Annotated in this window: 20 protein-coding genes, 2 pseudogenes and 1 riboswitch; of the genes and pseudogenes, 8 read left to right on the top strand and 14 right to left on the bottom strand. The window is 64.2% G+C overall.

Features of this window, described 5'->3' with window-relative positions; genetic code table 11:
• The 4 genes from CWS39_RS29865 to CWS39_RS26370 all read right to left on the bottom strand — a co-directional run.
• Positions 1-587 (bottom strand): transglycosylase family protein (locus CWS39_RS29865; RefSeq protein WP_142386948.1); only part of this gene is annotated, 587 nt, incomplete at its 3' end.
• A gap of 9 nt (positions 588-596) precedes the next feature.
• Positions 597-808, bottom strand: a riboswitch (cyclic di-AMP (ydaO/yuaA leader).
• A 217-nt stretch (positions 809-1,025) separates the two neighbouring features.
• Entirely contained in the window at positions 1,026-1,274 is a 249-nt protein-coding gene (locus tag CWS39_RS26380) for a MoaD/ThiS family protein (RefSeq protein ID WP_102145837.1), read from the bottom strand.
• 8 nt (positions 1,275-1,282) lie between these two features.
• A complete protein-coding gene (gene moaA / locus CWS39_RS26375) occupies positions 1,283-2,332 on the bottom strand; it encodes a GTP 3',8-cyclase MoaA (RefSeq protein ID WP_102145834.1) in 1,050 nt (349 codons plus the stop codon).
• The gene (locus tag CWS39_RS26370; RefSeq protein ID WP_102145833.1) at positions 2,329-2,733 is read right to left on the bottom strand and encodes a YccF domain-containing protein; all 405 of its coding nucleotides are present in this window, start codon (positions 2,731-2,733) and stop codon (positions 2,329-2,331) included. Before CWS39_RS26370 ends, moaA begins: the two co-directional genes overlap by 4 nt.
• Positions 2,734-2,874: 141 nt before the next feature.
• Between CWS39_RS26370 and CWS39_RS26365 the strand changes: the two genes are divergently transcribed.
• Complete coding sequence (locus tag CWS39_RS26365; protein WP_102145832.1) at positions 2,875-3,285, top strand: cold-shock protein; 411 nt, start codon at positions 2,875-2,877, stop codon at positions 3,283-3,285.
• A gap of 68 nt (positions 3,286-3,353) precedes the next feature.
• On the opposite strand, the gene CWS39_RS26360 is transcribed toward CWS39_RS26365, so the two are convergent.
• A complete protein-coding gene (locus CWS39_RS26360) occupies positions 3,354-4,211 on the bottom strand; it encodes an endonuclease domain-containing protein (protein WP_102145831.1) in 858 nt (285 codons plus the stop codon).
• A 117-nt stretch (positions 4,212-4,328) separates the two neighbouring features.
• Here CWS39_RS26360 and CWS39_RS26355 point away from each other — a divergent pair, with 117 nt between their 5' ends.
• Positions 4,329-5,330 (top strand): glutathione S-transferase family protein, encoded by a 1,002-nt coding sequence (locus CWS39_RS26355; RefSeq protein WP_102145830.1) that lies wholly within the window; start codon positions 4,329-4,331, stop codon positions 5,328-5,330.
• On the opposite strand, the gene CWS39_RS26350 is transcribed toward CWS39_RS26355, so the two are convergent.
• A complete protein-coding gene (locus CWS39_RS26350; RefSeq protein WP_102145829.1) occupies positions 5,327-5,803 on the bottom strand; it encodes a DUF2771 domain-containing protein in 477 nt (158 codons plus the stop codon). The two genes, CWS39_RS26355 and CWS39_RS26350, sit on opposite strands and share 4 nt — an antisense overlap.
• Positions 5,803-7,356: an MFS transporter gene (locus tag CWS39_RS26345; protein ID WP_199178317.1), complete on the bottom strand. Its 1,554-nt coding sequence runs from the start codon at positions 7,354-7,356 to the stop codon at positions 5,803-5,805. Before CWS39_RS26345 ends, CWS39_RS26350 begins: the two co-directional genes overlap by 1 nt.
• Positions 7,357-7,546: 190 nt before the next feature.
• Between CWS39_RS26345 and CWS39_RS26340 the strand changes: the two genes are divergently transcribed.
• The gene (locus CWS39_RS26340) at positions 7,547-8,326 is read left to right on the top strand and encodes a DUF3027 domain-containing protein (protein ID WP_102145828.1); all 780 of its coding nucleotides are present in this window, start codon (positions 7,547-7,549) and stop codon (positions 8,324-8,326) included.
• On the opposite strand, the gene CWS39_RS26335 is transcribed toward CWS39_RS26340, so the two are convergent.
• Both CWS39_RS26335 and CWS39_RS26330 read right to left on the bottom strand, forming a co-directional pair.
• Positions 8,323-8,775, bottom strand: a complete 453-nt coding sequence (locus CWS39_RS26335) for an SRPBCC family protein (RefSeq protein ID WP_102145827.1) — start codon at positions 8,773-8,775, stop codon at positions 8,323-8,325. The two genes, CWS39_RS26340 and CWS39_RS26335, sit on opposite strands and share 4 nt — an antisense overlap.
• A 12-nt stretch (positions 8,776-8,787) precedes the next feature.
• Complete coding sequence (locus CWS39_RS26330; RefSeq protein ID WP_233213708.1) at positions 8,788-9,069, bottom strand: DUF2530 domain-containing protein; 282 nt, start codon at positions 9,067-9,069, stop codon at positions 8,788-8,790.
• 56 nt (positions 9,070-9,125) lie between these two features.
• Between CWS39_RS26330 and CWS39_RS26325 the strand changes: the two genes are divergently transcribed.
• From CWS39_RS26325 to CWS39_RS26315, 3 genes are read left to right on the top strand one after another with little or no spacing between them, the layout of a single operon-like run.
• Complete coding sequence (locus CWS39_RS26325) at positions 9,126-9,557, top strand: Rv0880 family HTH-type transcriptional regulator (RefSeq protein ID WP_102145826.1); 432 nt, start codon at positions 9,126-9,128, stop codon at positions 9,555-9,557.
• On the top strand, positions 9,554-10,411 hold the full coding sequence (locus CWS39_RS26320; protein WP_233213707.1) for a TrmH family RNA methyltransferase: 858 nt from the start codon (positions 9,554-9,556) through the stop codon (positions 10,409-10,411). Before CWS39_RS26325 ends, CWS39_RS26320 begins: the two co-directional genes overlap by 4 nt.
• Positions 10,408-10,680, top strand: a complete 273-nt coding sequence (locus tag CWS39_RS26315) for a DUF2537 domain-containing protein (RefSeq protein ID WP_102145824.1) — start codon at positions 10,408-10,410, stop codon at positions 10,678-10,680. The genes CWS39_RS26320 and CWS39_RS26315 overlap by 4 nt, the downstream gene beginning before the upstream one ends.
• Here the strand turns inward: CWS39_RS26315 and CWS39_RS26310 are convergent.
• The 4 genes and pseudogenes from CWS39_RS26310 to CWS39_RS26300 form a co-directional block, all read right to left on the bottom strand.
• Positions 10,669-11,472: a TIGR03620 family F420-dependent LLM class oxidoreductase gene (locus CWS39_RS26310; RefSeq protein WP_102145823.1), complete on the bottom strand. Its 804-nt coding sequence runs from the start codon at positions 11,470-11,472 to the stop codon at positions 10,669-10,671. The two genes, CWS39_RS26315 and CWS39_RS26310, sit on opposite strands and share 12 nt — an antisense overlap.
• 134 nt (positions 11,473-11,606) lie before the next feature.
• Positions 11,607-11,924 carry a nucleotidyltransferase family protein gene (locus CWS39_RS30400; RefSeq protein ID WP_199178316.1) on the bottom strand — a complete coding sequence of 106 codons (318 nt, stop codon included), beginning with the start codon at positions 11,922-11,924 and terminating at the stop codon, positions 11,607-11,609.
• Positions 11,913-11,993: pseudogene (locus CWS39_RS30395) on the bottom strand (helix-turn-helix domain-containing protein); the annotation flags it as partial. The gene CWS39_RS30400 and the pseudogene CWS39_RS30395, both read right to left, overlap by 12 nt.
• Positions 11,994-12,177: 184 nt before the next feature.
• Positions 12,178-12,501 (bottom strand): helix-turn-helix domain-containing protein, encoded by a 324-nt coding sequence (locus CWS39_RS26300; protein ID WP_102145822.1) that lies wholly within the window; start codon positions 12,499-12,501, stop codon positions 12,178-12,180.
• Positions 12,502-12,597: 96 nt separating this feature from the next.
• Between CWS39_RS26300 and CWS39_RS26295 the strand changes: the two genes are divergently transcribed.
• Both CWS39_RS26295 and CWS39_RS26290 read left to right on the top strand, forming a co-directional pair.
• Entirely contained in the window at positions 12,598-15,645 is a 3,048-nt protein-coding gene (locus tag CWS39_RS26295; protein ID WP_102145821.1) for a BPTD_3080 family restriction endonuclease, read from the top strand.
• The gene (locus CWS39_RS26290) at positions 15,635-18,340 is read left to right on the top strand and encodes a site-specific DNA-methyltransferase (RefSeq protein WP_102145820.1); all 2,706 of its coding nucleotides are present in this window, start codon (positions 15,635-15,637) and stop codon (positions 18,338-18,340) included. Before CWS39_RS26295 ends, CWS39_RS26290 begins: the two co-directional genes overlap by 11 nt.
• Positions 18,341-18,464: 124 nt before the next feature.
• Here the strand turns inward: CWS39_RS26290 and CWS39_RS29025 are convergent.
• Positions 18,465-19,046: pseudogene (locus CWS39_RS29025) on the bottom strand (hypothetical protein); the annotation flags it as partial.

Here is a 19,046-nt window from a genome sequence, read left to right as displayed (position 1 = left end):
GGTGCGTCGGGAGCGCGCGGTGCGGCGGGTGCCGGGGGGAGAGCTTCGGGTGCCGGCGGTGGCGGCGGAGGCGGCGCCTCGGGCATGGGGGCCGGCGCGGCCATGGCGTCGAACGGGGCCGGCGGCGGTGGGGGCGGGGCGGGCGCGGGCGGCGGAGGCGGCAGTTGGCCGTTGAGCTCCGGCGCGTCGAGCGGCTGCGGCTCGTTCACCACGTTGCGCGGGGTGGCACCCGACAGCGGGCCGCCGCAGGACGGCCAGGCGCCCTTGCCCTGGGTGGCCAGCACGCGCTCGGCGACCGCGATCTGCTCTTCCTTGGTGGCCAGGTGCGCGGCCGGGGCGAACTCGCCGCCGCCGTGCGCGGTCCAGGTGCTCGGCGAGAACTGCAGCCCGCCGTGGTAGCCGTTGCCGGTGTTGATGGCCCAGTTGCCGCCGGATTCGCAGCGGGCTACCTGATCCCATTCGCCGTCGGTGGCGGCGGAGGCATGGCCTGCGAGAGTGAGGCTTCCGGTACCGAGGACAGCGCCTGTGAAGGCGATCTTTGCAACGCTTTTGGCTGAGGTCGTGGGCTTGCGGTGCCGTCCACTCATGGGTGCAGTAGGTCCTCTCTTCGGCGCCCGCGAGGTCAGCTGTCGGGTTCGGGTCGGAGAGGTCACCCGGCCGTCGCGTCGCTGAAGACGCGGCGGCTTCACCCCAAGGAGCCGCAAACGGCTCCAGGTCCTGCAGGTGGCGGACCGGTGGGTCCCCCGCCTCCATCCAAGTTGTTCGTGGTGTCCCCCGCCCGACGGATGGAGCTCGGCGCAATCGAGCGAGGCGAGCCAGCAGATTAGGGTCGACTGGCCTGGGTCAGAACCGTAACGGGTCGTTCTATTCCCGTCATCTTTTGCGGGCTTCGGCGATTCGCGTCGCGGCAAATCCTAAAAGGGCTCTAAAGCCGCTGTTCGGTCGGGCGTTTCCCCAGGAAAAAACCGAGCTCCACCGGTCCGTAGCCAGCTTGTGACCATTTCGTTATGTGACGCAAATCACGATCAACCGCCGGCGAAGGGCGGCAGCACATCGATCGTCTGCTCCGGTTGCAGCTCCGCCTGCAGATCCCGCACTGCCACGCCCTCGCACAGATACGAGCAGCGGCGCAGCACTCGTGCAAGCTCGGTATTGCGTTGCGCCAGCGTCTCGATCAACGCAGCGACCGTCGTCCCCGGCTTGACGCCGACGATCTCGTCATCGATGCCCGCCGCTGCCTGCGCCGCGGCGAAGTACCGCACCGTCACCTTCATCGACACCGCTACCCGCCGATCGCGCTCATCGGTCGGACCGGCTGCACGAAGTCCGGATCGTTGATGCCGTGGCCCGCGGCCTTGGCCCACATCGCAGTACGCCAGGCCTGCTCGAGGGCGGCGTCGTCGGCGCCGCTGCGCAACAGCCGACGTAGGTCGGTCTCCTCCGTCGCGAACAAGCAGTTGCGGATCTGGCCGTCGGCGGTGAGCCGGGTGCGATCGCAGGCCGCGCAGAAGTTGTGGGACACCGAAGCGATGATGCCGACCGTGCCGCGCCCGTCGACCTGCCACAGCTCCGCCGGCGCCGACCCGCGGGGCGCCGGGTCCGGTGTGAGCGTGAAGTGCTGCTGCAGTGTGGCCAGCACATCGTCGGCGCTGATGGCCCGGCCGCGTTGCCACTGGTGGCCGGCGTCGAGCGGCATCTGCTCGATGATGCGCAGTTGATAGCCGTGCTCGAGGCAGAACTGCAACAGCTCGACGGCATCGTTGAGGCCCGTCTCGGGGTCGAGCACCGCGTTGACCTTGACCGGGCTCAGCCCGGCGTCCTTGGCGGCCCGCAGGCCCGCCAGCACGTCGGCCAGCCGGTCGCGACGGGTGATGTGCGCGAAGTGCGCGGCGTCGACGGTGTCCAGCGAGACGTTGATGCGGTCCAGGCCGGCACGCTTGAGCTTGGCCGCCCGCTTGTCGAGCCCAATTCCGTTGGTGGTCAACGTGATCTCGGGGCGGGGTCTCAGCGTGGCGGTGGCCGCGACGACGTCCTCGAGGTGCTTGGCCACCAAGGGCTCGCCGCCGGTGAACCGCACGCTGGTGATGCCGAGCCGCGTCACCGCGATGCGCAGCAGCCGGGTGAGCTCCTCGGGACGCAGCAGCTGCTCCTGCGGCAGCCAGTCGAGCCCTTCGGCGGGCATGCAGTAGGTGCAGCGCAGGTTGCAGCGGTCGGTCAGCGAGACACGAAGGTCGGTGGCGGCCCGGCCGAACGTGTCGACCAGCGGGCCGTCTGTAGGCATCCCGGGCGTGAGCGGTTTCAGCGAGGGCAGGCCCAGTTCGGTGATCGTCATGTGGCGGCTCGCACGGGCGTCTTGAGCGAGTCCACCGGCACGATCTCCTTGCCCAGCGGCACCAGCGAGATCGGGATCATTTTCAGGTCGGCCAACGCCAGCGGAATGCCGATGATCGTGATGGCCATCGCCACCGCGCTGACGAGGTGGCCGATGGCCAGCCAGATGCCGAACAGCAGGACCCAGATGACGTTGCCGATCAGCGCGCCGGGCCGTGCGCCGGGCTTCTCCACGATGGTTCGGCCGAAGGGCCACAACGCATATGAGGCGATGCGAAACGCCGCGAACCCGAACGGGATCGTGATGATCAACAGGAAACAGATGGCCGACGCCAGCAGGTAGCCGAGCGCCAGCCACAGGCCGCCGAAGATCAACCAGATGATATTCAGTACCAGGCGCATTTCTCCTCCAGCGGTTGTTTAAGCCTACCGACTTAACAGGGGTGCTGCGCGGGGCGGCCTCCGAGTAGGATCACTCCATCGCGTCCCGGCGCAGGCGGGACGCTTTCCTTATGTAAGTCAGAGACGAGCGGGTGAGGACCAGTGCCGACCGGCAGGGTGAAGTGGTACGACGCCGAGAAGGGCTTCGGCTTTCTGTCGCAGGAAGAGGGCGAGGACGTCTACGTCCGGTCCTCGGCATTGCCTGCTGGAGTCGAGAGCCTCAAAGCCGGCCAGCGCGTCGAGTTTGGTGTGGCCGCTGGCCGTCGCGGCCCGCAGGCGTTGAGCCTGAAGATCATCGAGCCGCCGCCGAGCCTCTCGAAGACCCGTCGGGAGGCCGCCGCGGCGCAGCACAAGCACACGCCCGACGAGCTGCACGGGATGGTCGAGGACATGATCACGCTGCTGGAGAGCGCCGTGCAGCCGGAGCTGCGTAAGGGCCGCTACCCCGACCGCAAGACCGCACGGCGGGTGTCCGAGGTAGTTCGGGCGGTCGCGCACGAGCTGGATTCCTAGGTTTCGCCGAAACTGAGCTTGTGTTCGACTTTTTGCCGAGATCTCGCACATAAGTTCAGTTTCGGCGCCTAGACGGGCGCGCCGGCGGCCCGCAATGCCGCGCGCGTGCGCTCGACGATAGTGTCCCGCCGATAACGCAGCATGTCGGCGTTGACCCGGATAATCCGCCAGCCCAATGCCTCGAGTTGCGCCTGTCGCTCGATGTCCTTGTTGCGCACGTCGGGATTGGTCCAGTGCTGAATCCCGTCGTACTCCACGCCGACTTTCCAGTGGGGCCAACCCATATCGATGCGGGCGACGAAATCGGCGTATCTGTCGTACACCTCGATCTGCGTCTTCTTCGGCCGTAGACCTGCGTCCGTAAGGACGAGTCGCGTGCGCGTCTCCTGAGGTGACTCCGCTCCCGCGTCGGCCAGTCCGATCACTTCGCGCAACTGAACGATGCCGCGAGCACCTTTATGACGGTCGATCAGCACTTGGATGTGCTCTGGTTTCAGGCCAGTGGCCTGCATCAGCGCGTCAAGTCGAATGACGGCAAGGGTTCGACCGTATCGGCGGCCCAGGTCAAATGCCGTCCGGGCCGCCGTCGTCACAGGAATACCGCGGAGCACCGTGATCTCGTCGGCTGACAGCGTGTCGTTGTGCAGCGCAATGCCGGTGGTCCTGTGCTGGCTGCGCTGGTTCAGCTCGGCGGGCAGGCGCCGGTCAATCCACAGCGAGCCGTGCAGGGCGGCTGCGGATACGCCGGCCACTATGGCCTGTCGTCGCGACCACAGCCATGCGGCCTTTGCCCTCTGCACCGGAGTCAGTAGCTGGCCTCGCGGCGCGTACACGTTGCGATAGACCGCGTCGTATCGCGTCGCCAGCTGGTATCGATTGACGAGGCCCGCCGCCAGCGCCTCGGTCCCTACGAATGGCCAGTCCACCCAAATATGACGCGCGCACGCGCCAGCCGGTTCCGCAGCGGCCGAAACTGAGCTTGTGTTCGAGAATCCGTCCAAATCTCGCACATAAGTTCAGTTTCGGCGGGGAAGACTGAAGCCATGTCCTATGTGGCCAGTCAAGGCGAGTTCACCCGCGACACCAACTACATCACCACCCGCATCACCGCCGACGGCCGCGATGGCTATCCCGTCGAGCCCGGTCGATACCGGCTGATCGTGGCGCGGGCCTGCCCGTGGGCCAACCGCACCATCATCGTTCGCCGGCTGCTGGGCCTCGAAGACGCCCTGTCCATCGGCTTCTGCGGGCCGACGCACGACGAGCGCAGTTGGACGTTCGACCTTGACCCCGGCGGCGTCGACCCGGTGCTGAAGATCCCGCGCCTGCAGGACGCCTACTTCAAGCGTGTCCCCGGCTACGAGAAGGGCATCACCGTTCCGGCGATTGTCGACGTGCCGACGGGCGAGGTGGTCACCAACGACTTCGCCCAGATCACCTTGGACTTCTCCACGGAATGGACGAAATACCACCGCGACGGCGCACCGCAGCTCTACCCCAAGGAACTTCGCGACGAGATCGACGAAGTGGCGCAGCGCATCTACACCGAGGTCAACAATGGCGTCTACCGCTGCGGTTTCGCCGGCTCCCAAGAGGCCTACGACAGCGCCTATGATCGGTTGTTCACCGCCTTGGACTGGGTGTCCGAACGGCTAAGCGGCCAAAGGTATCTCGTCGGCGACACCATCACCGAGGCCGACGTGCGGCTGTTCACCACGCTCGCGCGCTTCGACCCCGTCTACCACGGGCACTTCAAGTGCAATAGGAACAAGCTCGCCGAGATGCCGGTGCTGTGGGCCTACGCCCGAGACCTGTTCCAAACCCCCGGTTTTGGCGACACCATCGATTTCGTCCAGATCAAGCAGCACTACTACATCGTGCACAAGGACATCAATCCGACGCAGATCGTGCCGAAGGGGCCGGACCTGTCCAATTGGCTGACGCCGCACGGCCGGGAAGCTTTGGGCGGCAGACCGTTCGGTGGCGGTACGCCACCGGGGCCGCCCCGCGAGGGTGAGCGCGTGCCGCAAGGTCACGGAGCTTAGGGCCACACCGTACGCACCGACCATTCCGCGTGCGGCAGCGGGAACTCGTTACCGGCTTCGTCGCGCACCAGCGTCGGTAGCTGAACAGCGATTCCGGTGAGCCTGCCGCGGTGCGGATCGACCGTGGGGATCGTCACCGCGAGCCTGCTGTTCGGCCGGAACTCCTCGACCACATCCTCACCCTCGTAGGCGCGCAACAGAATCCAGGGCGCGCGAGCGATCGCCGGCGGCACCGACAGCTGCACGACGTGTTCGCGGTCGACGGCGAGTTCGCCGACGGTTTGCGGGATTTCGCAGTCGTTCAGGTCCAGTACTTGGCAATACCGATACGGCCCGACCCGGACGAGATGGCCATCCGTGTACGCGCTGATCGTCGGAAGCTCGGGCTGGCTGTGCAGGCGCCACACCAGCACCCCCGTACCGATGGAGGCCAGCACAGCAACGACCGCCAGCACCGCGATGACGCGTTTCACTAGCTGGCCACCGTCTCCGGGCGACCGCCCTCTTGTTCGGCCAACACCGGCCGATTGCCGCCGAAGCCGGGAATCAGGGAATCACCGCGATAGCTCACCACAGTCTGGGCCAGGCCGAGAATCAGCACGGCGGTGATGGTAGTGAAGCCGATCCACAGGTCGGTATAGATCAGCACGCCCGTCGCCCCGCCGGCCACCCACGCCAACTGCAAAAGCGACTCGGATCGGCCGAACGCCGACGCCCGCGACCGTTCCGGCAGATCGTCCTGCAGGGACGCGTCCAGCGCCGCCTTGGCGATCGCGCTGGACCCGGATGTCACCAGCGTCGCAATCGCAGCGACCAACAGCTCACCGGTCAGCGCTGTGGCCAGCGAGACGGCGGTGACCGCAATCGTCGCGCGCACAACAAGTTTCGCGGGATGGCCGAGCTTCAGCCGCGCGGCGGTGAAATTGCCTGCAAAGTTTCCGACTGCCGCGGCCGCGCCGATCAGCCCGAGGATGCGCAGCTGTTCCCAGCCGCTGGCGTCGTGCGCCTTGGCCACGAACGCCGGATACAGGAACAAAAAGCCCACCATCACCTTGATCGTGCAATTGCCCCACAGCGCGGTGATGATGTTGCGCCCCAGCGGTTGTCGCGCCGCTTTCGGCTGCCCCGGATGGCGCCGCAGGCCGCCGTGGTAGGTCAGCGTCGTCGGCACCTCACCCTCGGTGACCTCCACCCACTTCGGGATCCGCATCGACAGCACCGCGCCGGCCACCGTCGCGGCGACGATGACATACAGCGCGCCTGGTAGCTGGGCCATGTTGAACAGGTACTCCGCACCGGCGGCGACCGCCCCACCGACCAGCGTCCCGCCCAGCAGACCGAACGTCGTCAGGCGCGAGTTCACCCGCACCAGGTCGATCGTCGGCGGCAGCACACGGGGCGTCACCGCGCTGCGCAGCACGCTGAATGACTTGGACAGCACCATCATTCCCAGTGCGCAGGGATAGAGCACCCAGGACGGGAAGCTGCCGGTGGCGCCGTCGTAGTTGGCGATCAACACCACCACCAGCACGGTGCGCAGCATGAACGACGTCGCGAGCGCGACCCGCCGGCCGTGCTGCAACCGGTCCAAAGCGGGCCCGATCAACGGGGCGATCACCGCGAACGGTGCGATGGTGATCAACAGGTACAGCGCGACGCGGCTCTTGGACTCTCCGTTGGCCGCCGCGAAGAACAAGGTGTTGGCCAACGCGACCGCCATCGCGGCGTCCACCGCGAAGTTGGCCACCACCGGCCAGGTCAGTGCCGTCAGCCCGGATTTGTCGGCCCCGTCGGCGGTGGCGGCCCGGTGCACCAGGCCGTACATCTTCGACCCCATCTCGCGGCTGCGTTGCGCGGCCGCCCGGGTGACGGTGATCTTCTCGCCCGCGGCCGAGCCGATGTCCGGCGGCGGGTCCGCACGGTGGTTCCGCTCCTCGTCCAGTGGCGGCAGCCAGCGATTGGCGCTGGGCATCGTCTGGCGGCGCGGCCGGCGGTAGCTGACCCCGTCGCTGGGGTAGTTGGCCATGCCGGGGTGCTCGTCGCCGGCGTCGCGCGGCGGACGCGGCGGGTAATAGCGAGGATCACGCCGGTCCGCCTGGCCACGTTGGTCACGCCGCGATCCGGTCACGTCCACAATTCTTCCCTACGCCGCTGACAGCAGTGGGAAGCCGACCGGTGTGGCTATCGGGGGCGGGGCTCAGGCACTATTGGTGGCGATGGACAGCGTGACGGAATCCACCGAACGGGACACCGAGCAGCGGCCAGCCGACCTGGCGGCGCTGCTGATGGGCGCCGTGGAGCAGGCGCGCACCGCGCTCGTGGAGTTCAGCGGGGAGGAGACGGTCGGCGAGTATCTCGGCGCGAGCTTCGAAGATCCGACCTCCGCCACCCATCGCTTCCTGGCCGTGCTGCCCGGCTACCGCGGCTGGCAGTGGGCCGTCGTCGTGGCCGGCTATCCCGGCACCGACCACGCCACCATCAGCGAGGTGGTCCTGGTACCCGGGCCGACGGCGCTGCTGGCGCCGAAGTGGGTGCCCTGGCAGGACCGGATACGGCCAGGTGACCTCAGCCCCGGCGATCTGCTCGCGCCGCTGCCCGACGACCCGCGGCTGGTGCCGGGCTACCTCGCCAGCGGTGATCCGCAGGTCGACGAGGTCGCGACGGAGGTCGGATTCGGTCGCCGACGGGTGCTCAGCGCGTTCGGCCGGTCGGCTGCCGCGCAGCGCTGGCATGACGGCGAGTACGGGCCGGGCTCGGCGATGGCGCGCTCCACGAAGCGGGTGTGCCGGGACTGCGGGTTCTACCTGCCGTTGACGGGATCGCTGGGCTCGATGTTCGGGGTTTGCGCCAACGAGTTGTCCGCCGACGGCCACGTCGTCGACGCCGAGTACGGCTGCGGGGCGCATTCGGACACCCCGGCGCCGGCCGGGACCGGTTCGCCGCTCTACGACCCCTACGACGACGGTGTTCTGGACCTGACCGAGCCCACCAGCTAGTTTTCCGCGGCCGCCTTGATGCGGGCCAGCGACTGGTTCATGCCCTCGACGAGTTCAGCTTCGAAGCTGGGCACGCCACCGAAGAGTGCGTTGACCGTCATGTTGGACACCGCCTTGACGCCGTTTTCGGCATGGCGGCTCTCGGTGACGCGGGTGCCTGCGTCGGTCGGTTCGAGCTCGTAGCTCCAGATCGTGCCGTTCTGATTGACCTCGAACGCCAGCTTCTTCTCGGGGATGACCTCGGTGATGGTGCACGTCGTCGGCCAGAACAGAAACTTGCGGCGATTCAGGTTGATGGTCTTGGTGCCGGGTTGCAGCGGGCCGAGTGCCTTCATCCGCCGGCACTGCGGGCTCCATTGCGGCATGTTGTCGAGATCGGAAATCAATCCCCAGACCTTTGATACCGGTGCATTGATGTCGACCTGGGCTTGTAACAGCGGTGCAGCCATGGTGAATTCCTTTCAGCTCAGCCCGCTTTGTGCGCCGCGGGATCCGCGGCGCACGGCGTGACGTTGCCACACAAATATGGAGGTGCCAAGGAGTCCGACGCCGAGGCCGGCGATGGCGAACGGTCGGCACTCGTGCAACGCGTCCACCGTGAACGTCAGCACGGTGGCGATCAGCCAGGCCACCGCCAGGACGGCGATGACGGGCCACGGCTCCAGCAAGCCCGCCGGCAAAGGCGGTGGCTGGGGCGGCTCATCGGGATGTTCGGCGGCCATGGTGAGATCAACGTAGCCCATGGGGTGTTGCCCTGGAATCGGCATTTGTTGACGGGCTCGTAGGTAATGATTGCCATGTGAAAGATCTCGATGCCCGGCTGGCCAGCGATTTGTCACTTGCGGTCGTCCGACTGGCGCGCCAATTGCGCTTTCGGCGTGCGGAATCCCCGATTTCGCTATCACAGCTGTCGGCGCTGACGACGCTGGCCAAGGAGGGTGCGATGACCCCGGGCGCGTTAGCTATTCGGGAGCGGGTGCGGCCGCCGTCGATGACGCGGGTGATCGCCTCACTGGTCGAACTGGGATTCGCCGTGCGCACCGCCGATCCCGCCGACGGCCGGCAGGTGTTGATATCGGTCTCACCCGCGGGGGCCCGCCTCGTCGAGGAGGAGAAGCGCGCCAGCCAGGAATGGCTGGCAAAGCGACTGGCCAAGCTGACTTCCGAGGAGCGCAAGACGCTGATGACGGCGGCCGATTTGATGTTGGCGATTGTCGAAGAGAGCGCGTGAGCAGTCTCGTTATCGATGTCGATGATCCGAAAGACCCACGGCTGGATGACTTTCGGGATCTCAACAGCGTCGACCGCAGGCCCGATCTGCCCAGCGGCAAGGGCTTGGTGATCGCCGAGGGTGTGCTGGTGGTGCAGCGCATGCTGGCGTCGCGCTTTACGCCTCGGGCGCTGATGGGCACCGCCCGACGCCTGACGGAGCTGGCCGACGATCTTCACCGCACCGATGCGCCGTACTACCGGGTGAACGCCGAGGTGATGGCCGACGTCGTCGGCTTCCACCTCAATCGCGGGGTCTTGGCGTCGGCGGCGCGGCCGCCGGAATTCAGTGTCGCGCAGGCGCTCGACGGCGCGCGCACCGTCGCGGTGCTCGAGGGCGTCAACGACCACGAGAACCTCGGCTCGATCTTCCGCAATGCCGCAGGCCTGGCCGTCGACGCGATCATCTTCGGCGCCGGCTGCGCCGACCCGCTGTACCGCCGCGCGGTGCGGGTGTCGATGGGCCACGCGCTGCTGGTGCCGTATGCGCGGGCTTCGAGCTGGCCGCATGATCTGGAGATATTGCGTGACAACGGCTTTCGGTTGCTGGCCATGACGCCGGACCCGGCGGCCACTGCCTTGCCGGAGGCGATGACGGCGTTGGGGCCGGAGAAGGTCGCGTTTCTTGTCGGCGCAGAGGGGCCGGGTCTGACCGAGCGGGCGATGCGGGCCGCCGATCTGCGGGTGCGCATCCCGATGTCGCGTGGCACCGACTCGCTCAACGTCGCGACCGCTGCGGCGCTGGCGTTCTACGAACGGGCTAGGCTGGCGCCGGCGGGCAGGGAGCGAAGCGACCCCGGGAGAAACACACCGTGACCGACGAGTCCACACCGTGGGGGACGGGGCTGACCGTCGCAGGGTTCGTCGCGGCGGTGACGGCCGCGGCCGTCGTCGTGCTCAGCCTGGGCTTGATCCGGGTCCACCCGCTGCTGGCGATCGGGCTGAATCTGGTCGCCGTCGGCGGGCTGGCGCCGACGGTGTGGGGGTGGCGTAAGTTGCCGGTCTGGCGATGGTTTGTGCTGGGCGCCGGCGTCGGGGTGGCCGGTGGATGGCTGGCGCTGCTGGCGATCACCCTAGGCAATTAGCTTGTGCGCCAACCGCTCTCGCCAGCCGGGTAGGTCCCCGTCGAGGACTCGCAGCACGACCTGATCGGCACCGGCCGCCCAGAACTCGGCGATGCGGTCAGCGATCCGGTCGAGCTCGCCCCACGCCGTGATGGCATCCAACAGACGGTCACTGACGTTGTCGATGTCGGGCTCGCTGAATCCCTGGCGAAGCAGATTGCGCCGATAGCCGCCGACCTTGGCGAGGAAATCCAACGGTTTCGCGGCCGCGGCTCGCGCGGCTTTGCGGTCGGTCGTCGGAATGACCATCAAGAGAACCGCCAGGCTGCGCTCGTCGCCAAGAACGGCCCGCGCGTCGGACACATACGACGGCGTCACCAAGTACGGGTACGCACCACTCGCCCGATCGCGGGCCAGCTCAAGCATCTTCGGCCCCAACGCGGCCAGCACGCGCGATCCGGCCGGCACGCCCGCGGCGTCCAGCTCGTCGAGGTAGTTGCTCATGGTGGCCAGTGGCCGGGCATCGTGCGCGCCGCCGAGGCCGACGATGAAGCGGCCAGGCTGCTCACGCTCCAGCGCTTGGTACGTGGCGATGACGTCTGCGGCCGGCACGGTGGAAACCGGGATGATGCCGGTGGCAACGGGAATCGACGTCGTAGCACGCACGGCCGCTTCGAGCATCGGCAGATTGCCGGACCGCCACAGGGTGGAGAAGCCCAGGCGTTCGGCGTGGCGTGCCTCGTCGGCCACCACGGTCGCGTCGTCGGTGTACGGGTAGCCGCTGGCCAGGCCGACTGGCCCGAGAGTCGTCATGTCGCCGACAACACGCTCGCCGTCCGGGTTGTTCCGCTACGCGTTGTCCAGGATGCGTTCCACGAGTCTTGCGCCAAGCTCTGCGAACTCGAGGAACACCGCCAGCGTCTTTTGGGTCTGGGATCAAGCTTCGGTCACAGAGGTCGAGCCTGTGCTCGAATCTCCGCGTGGTCGGGCCGCAGACCACCCACGCTGACCACCTCGACGTGCACGCCCAAGAGGTCCTCGATGCCCTGTGCGAGTTCGACTTGGTCGAACAACGACGCGTCTGGCGCGAATTGGACCAGCAGATCCAGGTCGCTGCCGGGACGATCGTCGCCACGAACGACTGAGCCGAAGACCTTGATATCGCGGGCCTTGTGTTGTGACGCAAGTCTTTTGATCGCGCGTTTGCGTTCGGCAAGCAGGGCAGAGGGACGAGGCTCGGCTGCCGCTTCGAGACGTTTGAGCATTTTGGCCGACGGCCGCCGAGTGCCCCTCTCATAAGCGGCGATGTTCGATTGGGCAACACCTGAGAGGTCGGCGAGCTCCTGTTAACTCAATCCGGCGCGCCGGCAGATCTCGATGACAGTTTTCTGTTCGTTCATCTGAGCCCCCTGATGGCCATACCAATGATATGGCCGCGGTAATGGGGATTCGGAAGCCTTCGATGGTCGTATGACGGCATAACCGCACGTCACGCCACGGGCGCACGTACTCCTACCCTTATTTGCCCGTCGTCGCTTCGTCGGCAGTGAACATCGCATCAATGAGTTCGGGGACGGTCGTTCCGAGAACCTCGCTGAGCGCGATGAGCGTCGATAAGCGAGGGTTCGCTGGCTTGCGATCGTTGCGTCTGCCGAGCCCGTATTCAAGCAGCTGGTAGTGGTTGCGACTGATCCCGGCTGCTTGGGCGACATCCTCCTGCGTCAGGCCGCGAGCGAGACGAAGTTCGGCGAGTCGGCGGCCGAGAGCTGTCGCCAGTTCCCGTTCGATCTCCGACTCCGACACCCACGCAACATGCCGAGGTCGAAACTCCAGGTCGACCATCTATAGATGGCTCTAAGATGCGACCCTGTCAGTGTTGCCATGTATAGATGGCAACCATGTATAGATGGCGCGACGTATGGATGACGGGAGGTCGGCATGGCTGAGCCGATCGCGAACCCCATCCTCAACTCGCCCTATGAGATGCCGACGCGCCATTTCGAGATCGGACCCCACGGTCCGACGGGCAAAGAGGTCCCTGGCCGCCGCGAGAGCGAGTCGTACGTCCCGATTCCGTTCGCACGAAAAGGCAAGCGGACAGGTGAGGGCATTCAGGAGAGCTTCGACTTCGACGTCACGGGTGAGCGGCGTACACGCAACAGGTTGATTAACGACTTGCGTCGTGAGGTCGATCGGTGGCGTCAGCGCAACTACGAGGGGGCAACGCCGATCAGTCGAAAGCTCATGGAGCACTGGGCTGATCCCACGCGGGAGAACCGTGTGCTCTTCTGCCAGCGCGAAGCTGCCGAGTCGGCCATCTTTTTGGCGGAGGTCGCCGGGCGTCACGGATACAGCGACTGGCGGGTTCGTATAGCCGAGGCCAACGACGACCACAACGGCGGCCTGCCGCGGATCGCGCTGAAAATGGCGACGGGGTCCGGCAAGACCGTGGTAATGGCGATGCTGATCGCCTGGCAGACTCTCAACAAGGTCTACGCCCCACGAGACGCACGGTTCACCAACCGCTTCCTGGTGATCACGCCCGGCATCACGATCCGTGACCGCCTCCGCGTTTTGCGGCCGAGCGATCCTGACAACTATTACCGGCAGCGCGATCTCATTCCGCCCGATCTCACAAGCGCGCTGCATCAGGCGCTGATCGCGATCACCAACTACCACGCTTTCCTACCGCGGATAGCGAAAGAAATGAAGGGAGTCAGCAACAACACCCGAAAGCTATTGCTAGCCGGAAAGTCTGATGACCCGTTCAAAGAAGCGCCGGACGCCGTCGTAGTGCGTGTCCTTCGGGATCTCGGACTGAGCAGTGCGAGCAGCAAGCATGAAATTGTTGTGCTCAACGACGAAGCGCATCACTGCTACCGCGACCGACCGATCACGCACGGCAAGCTCTCCCGCGAAGAGGACGAGGCCAACGAAGAGGCTCGCGTTTGGTTCCGCGGGATCCAAGCCATTGCACAACGAGTTGGCGTGAAGCAGATCTACGACTTGTCGGCGACACCGTTCTACCTGTCGGGATCCGGCTACAACGAGGGCTTGATCTTCCCGTGGACGGTTAGCGACTTCTCCCTTATGGACGCGATCGAGTCGGGAATTGTGAAGGTTCCGCGCATCCCCGTCGACGACGACGCGGCAGGTGACCTCGTTAGCTACTTGACGCTATGGCAGCACGTGGGTGAGCAGTTGCCGAAGCGAAAGTCCAAGGATTTTGACTACGGCGAATGGATCATGCCTGATGTCCTTGCCGGTGCATTGAACAGCCTCTACCAAAGCTACGAGCGGTCATATCTGCACTGGGAAGCCAACAAGGATGCGATAGGTGAAACGCCACCGGTGTTCATCGTCGTGTGCCCGAACACCCTTGTCTCCAAGTTGATTTACGACTGGATCGCCGGCCGCGACGTTGTGGTGGGCGGCACAACCGTGCACCAGCCAGGGAACTTGGCGCTCTTCAGCAATGTTGATAACGGAACGCCGCTGTCGCGGCCTCGCACAATCCTGATCGACTCCGCCCAACTCGAAAGTGGGGAAGCCCTCAAAGGCGAGTTCAAAGAAGCGGCGTCGGCCGAAATCGACGCTTTCAAGGCACAATACCGACTAGATCATCCCGGCGCCGACGTCGACAAGCTTACGGATCAGGACATTCTGCGCGAGGTCATGAATACCGTCGGTAAGCCTGGCTTGCTCGGTGCTGACGTCCGATGCGTGGTCAGCGTCGCGATGCTGACCGAAGGATGGGATGCCAACACCGTCACGCATATTCTCGGTGTCCGCGCGTTCAGTAGCCAACTCTTGTGCGAACAGGTGGTTGGGCGCGGCCTACGTCGTAGGTCTTACGTCGCAAATTCTGACGGACTTTTCGAGCCGGAGTACGCCAACATCTACGGAATTCCATTCGCGTTCATTCCATCTGACCGGGTGATCAAAGAGCCACCGCCACCACGGCCTGCTTTGGAAGTTGGTGCTGTGGCGGGCCGCGAGCACCTGCGGATCAGGTTCCCCAAGCTCGACGGCTACCGCATCGAACTGCCGGATGAACCACTGCACCTCGATCCGGAGGCGCTGAAGCCCTTCACCATTGGCGCGAACGAGGTGCCAACCTGGACGGAATCTGCGCCGATTGTGGGTGAATCGGAGCGCGTCGTTGTAGTCAGCGATGTACGTCCACAGCAGGTGGCGTTCCACATCGCGCGGGTGCTACTACTTCGCCACTTCCAGCGAAACGCGGATCGCCGGCCTTGGCTGTTCCCACAGTTGGCGCGCATTTGCACCCAGTGGGTCGAGGAATGCGTACAAGTTCGTGACGGTCGCACCATCGGTTCTCTACTTACCAACGCTCAGTTACAAAACCGCGCAGCGGAGGACTTGTTGGCGGCGATCGTTGGGCTAGAAGGAAATCAGCGTGGCCGGCTGCGTGCAATGCTGCGGCCCTTCGACTCGGAGGGAAGCACGGCGGAGGTTCGCTTCCTAACCCGAAAGGCCCACATCGAGACCGTGAAATCGGAAGTGAGCCATGTCGTTTTCGATGGCGTGGACGGCAACACCTGGGAGCAGATCCTCGCGTTGGAGTGTGAGCTCAACCCCCGGGTAGAGGCCTACGTTAAGAACGACCATCTGGGCTTCACGATCCCTTACGTCCACTTGGGGCGCAGCCACTCATATGAACCAGACTTCCTATTGCGGTTGAAACGCGCCGAGGGCGAAGACTTCGATCGCACATTGATCGTTGAGGTCTCTGGAGGACAGAAGAGTCCTGGGCCTACACAGGAAAAGGCGCGAACCGCGCGAGACAAGTGGGTGCCCGCCGTCAATAATCACCGTGGCTTCGGTCGCTGGGGATACATCGAGATCAAAGATCCGAACACCGTTCGTGATGTGCTCAACGACGCGATCGACAACTTGTACAACGATGCCGCGATTGTTGGCGATGAGGACGTCCTCGACTTTAGGAGTCGGCGTGGCGCGTAAGAAGACCACCGGTCCGACCCCGGTCGAAGCGATCAAGCATCGGGATGCTCGGGCGAATATCCCAACCGCCGATGCTGAAGTCTTCGTGGACCCAGCGACGGTGGAGTCGAAGCAGGTTCATTACGCGCGTGACCCGAGCTTGGACCCACAGCTCGTTTGGCGTGGCAAGGACAAGCAGGATTCGTCGGATCTGATCGCGGATGCGCCGCCGATCTATATCCAGGAAAAGATCGACCCGCAGGTGCTGGTCGAGAATCTGCGTCGGACTGCGGAGCGGCCTGATGAGGAGCCCGAGCTTACGTTGTACGACGACTTCGACGGGCTGGATGAGCTTTCGCAGGTCGAGTTTTACCAACACTCCGCCAACTGGTCCAACCGAATGATTCTCGGCGACTCACTGAATGTGATGGCGTCGCTTGCCGAGCGGGAGTCTTTGCGCGGCAACGTGCAAATGATCTACATCGATCCGCCGTACGGCATCAAATTCGGATCGAACTGGCAGGTCTCCGCCCGGAAGCGAGACGTCAAGGACGGCAAGCTAGAGGATGCCGCACGAGAAGCCGAGCAGATCAAAGCTTTTCGCGATACCTGGGAGTTGGGCATCCACTCATATCTGGCGTACCTACGGGATCGACTCGTCGTTGCTCGCGACCTGCTGACCGAGACCGGATCGTGTTTCGTTCAAATCGGAGATGAGAACGTTCATCTTGTTCGAAGTCTGATGGACGAAGTATTTGGCAGTGAGAACTTCATAAATCAGATCGCGTTCAAGACGACTAGCGGGGCGACAAGCGAGTTTCTAGGCGGCACGATTGACTACATTCTATGGTTCGCCAAGGACCGTGAGGCGGCGAAGTTTCGTCCGCAGTACCGTTCTAGAAAGGTTGGGCCAGGCGGCGATTCGACTTACTCTTTTATCGAGCGGCCTGATGGTTCCCGGTGTCGACTGTCTCGAGCCGAATTGGATACGTATCGTCCATCGGACGGCCGGTTGTACCGACTTCAGATTCTGACCTCCCAGGGCGCCGGACGCGAGAAGGGAGAAGGGGCCGCGTCGTGGTTCCCCGTGACGATCGGTGGTACCACCTATCGACCGTCAATGCAGGCTCGATGGAAGACCAACGAGCAGGGCATGGAACGGCTTATTCACGCCGGTCGGGTCGAGGTAAGCGGTAACAGCTTGAACTACGTACGATTCCACGACGACTTCCCCGCGATTCCGATCAACAATCTGTGGGACGACACTCAATCGGGCAGCGGCATGGACAAGCTGTACGTCGTGCAAACAAACACCAAAGTAGTGGAGCGCTGCATGCTCATGTGCACGGATCCGGGCGATCTCGTTCTGGATCCGACATGTGGTTCGGGCACAACGGCTTTCGTTGCCGAGCAGTGGGGGCGTCGCTGGATCACGATCGATACCTCCCGGGTCGCGCTAGCCCTTGCGCGGCAGCGCCTCATGGGTGCCAAATTTCCGTACTATATCCTCGCTGATTCGAAGGCAGGTCGGACGAAAGAGGCTGAGCTGACAGGTAAGCCGGTGTCGCCTGAACCTGTTTCAAACGATGTTCGGCACGGTTTCGTCTACGAGCGCGTCCAACACATCACACTGAAATCCATCGCTAACAACCCTGATATCAAGGAGGAGATGACGCGCGAGGAGATCGACGCTGCGATCAAGCGGCACGCGGACTTCGAGTACCTGTACGACAGGCCCTACGAAGACAAGCAAAAGGTGCGCGTCGCCGGACGTTTCACAGTGGAAAGTCTGTCGCCGCACCGGTCATTGGTGTTCGCTGGCACAGTCGACGAGGAGAGTCTTGAGTCGATCAGTGAAGCGTCGGCCGCGGTTGATCCGGATTCGCCGACATTCGAGCAGTCGATCCTCGACAATCTTGCCAAAGCGGGTATTCAGAATGGCCGGCGTCGTGAGCGGATTGAGTTCGCTTCGGTAGAAGCCTATGCGGGCAGGTACATCCAGGCCGTCGGCGTGCGCCGTGACGATCCGGACAGCACTCGAATCGGTGTGGCCATCGGCCCTCAGTACGGCACGGTGAGCGCCGGATTCATCAAAGAGGCTGCACGGGAGGGGATTAAGGCAGGCGACATCGACCTGCTGTGCGTTCTTGCTTTCGCTTTCGATCCGCAGGCGACTGGCGTCACCGAGGATGACGGTGTGACGGTGGAAGCTTCGGATGAAGGTTTCGCCAACGTGGCGGGCCAGCGTCGAGTTGGGCGAATCCAAGTTCTGATGGTCCGGATGAATGCGGATCTGTTGATCGGTGAAAACCTGAAGAAGACCGACTCGGCGAACCTGTTCACGGTCTTCGGCGAACCGGATATTCAGCTCGACAAGACGGGCGACGGCAAGCTGGCCGTCAACCTCAGAGGTGTCGACGTCTATGACCCGACCACCGGCGAGGTCCGTAGCAATGATACGGGTCAGATCGCGTTGTGGATGATCGACACCAATTACGACGAAACGTCCTTCTTTGTCCGGCACTGCTACTTCACCGGTGGTAACGATCCTTACAAGAAGCTCAAGACCGCGCTTCGCGCGGACATTCAGCCTGATGCATGGTCGGCGCTGTACCGGACGTTCTCATTGCCGTTTGACCCGCCAACAACCGGAAAGATCGCCGTCAAAGTAATCAACGACTACGGCGACGAAGTGATGAAGGTTCTTGAGGTCTGATCACTGCCATCGGTACGGGCCGTAAAGCCTCAATCCAAAGCAAAAGTCCGCCAAGCTTTCTGGCCAGCTCGGATACGTTTGACGCGATTCCCGCTGACGTAGAGTCTCGCTATCCGGCGGCAATTCACCCGAAGGGTGGCCATGGCCATGAATCATGCGTTACCGTCGGCCAGCCCGGCACCGCGGGCTCGGCTGTTGGTGGAGTGTCGAGATGACTGGTGTAGATGGCTTGGCGCTGCGCGGCGTCATGCGGCATCTCGTCGAGGCACTGTCGCTTGAATTCGTTATATTCGTCGCCCATGCCCCAGCTCCCGGGCGCGGAGTCGGGTGCGTCCTGCGGTCCCCACAAAGCATTTGGGCTGGCACCGGTGATGCGCCATGGCCCAAACACGTCGCCTAGGGGTGCGGGATTGGGTCCCTGTTGGGCAGCTGTAACAGCATCAGGAGCATCACTATTCCGGGATGGGCCGTGGTCGGTGAACTCGACACGCCACAATTGGATCCCGAAGTGATCCAGGTCAGAAAGGCCTTCGGTTACACCTTCCATCGGATTGAAGACCGACACATATGTACCGGGGTTCGCGCCATCACGAAAGACGTTGTAGAGGCCGTCGCACACGTAGGCGCGGTACCCGCCGTCCTCGATCGGTGCGAGGTCGAGGATGTGGAAGAACTCGTTGCGGAACCTGTCAACCTGAATGAGGCA

It is taken from the genome of Mycobacterium hubeiense (genome assembly GCF_002838065.1).
GTDB classification, from domain to species: domain Bacteria; phylum Actinomycetota; class Actinomycetes; order Mycobacteriales; family Mycobacteriaceae; genus Mycobacterium; species Mycobacterium hubeiense.
This window is presented reverse-complemented; position numbering and strand designations above follow the sequence as displayed.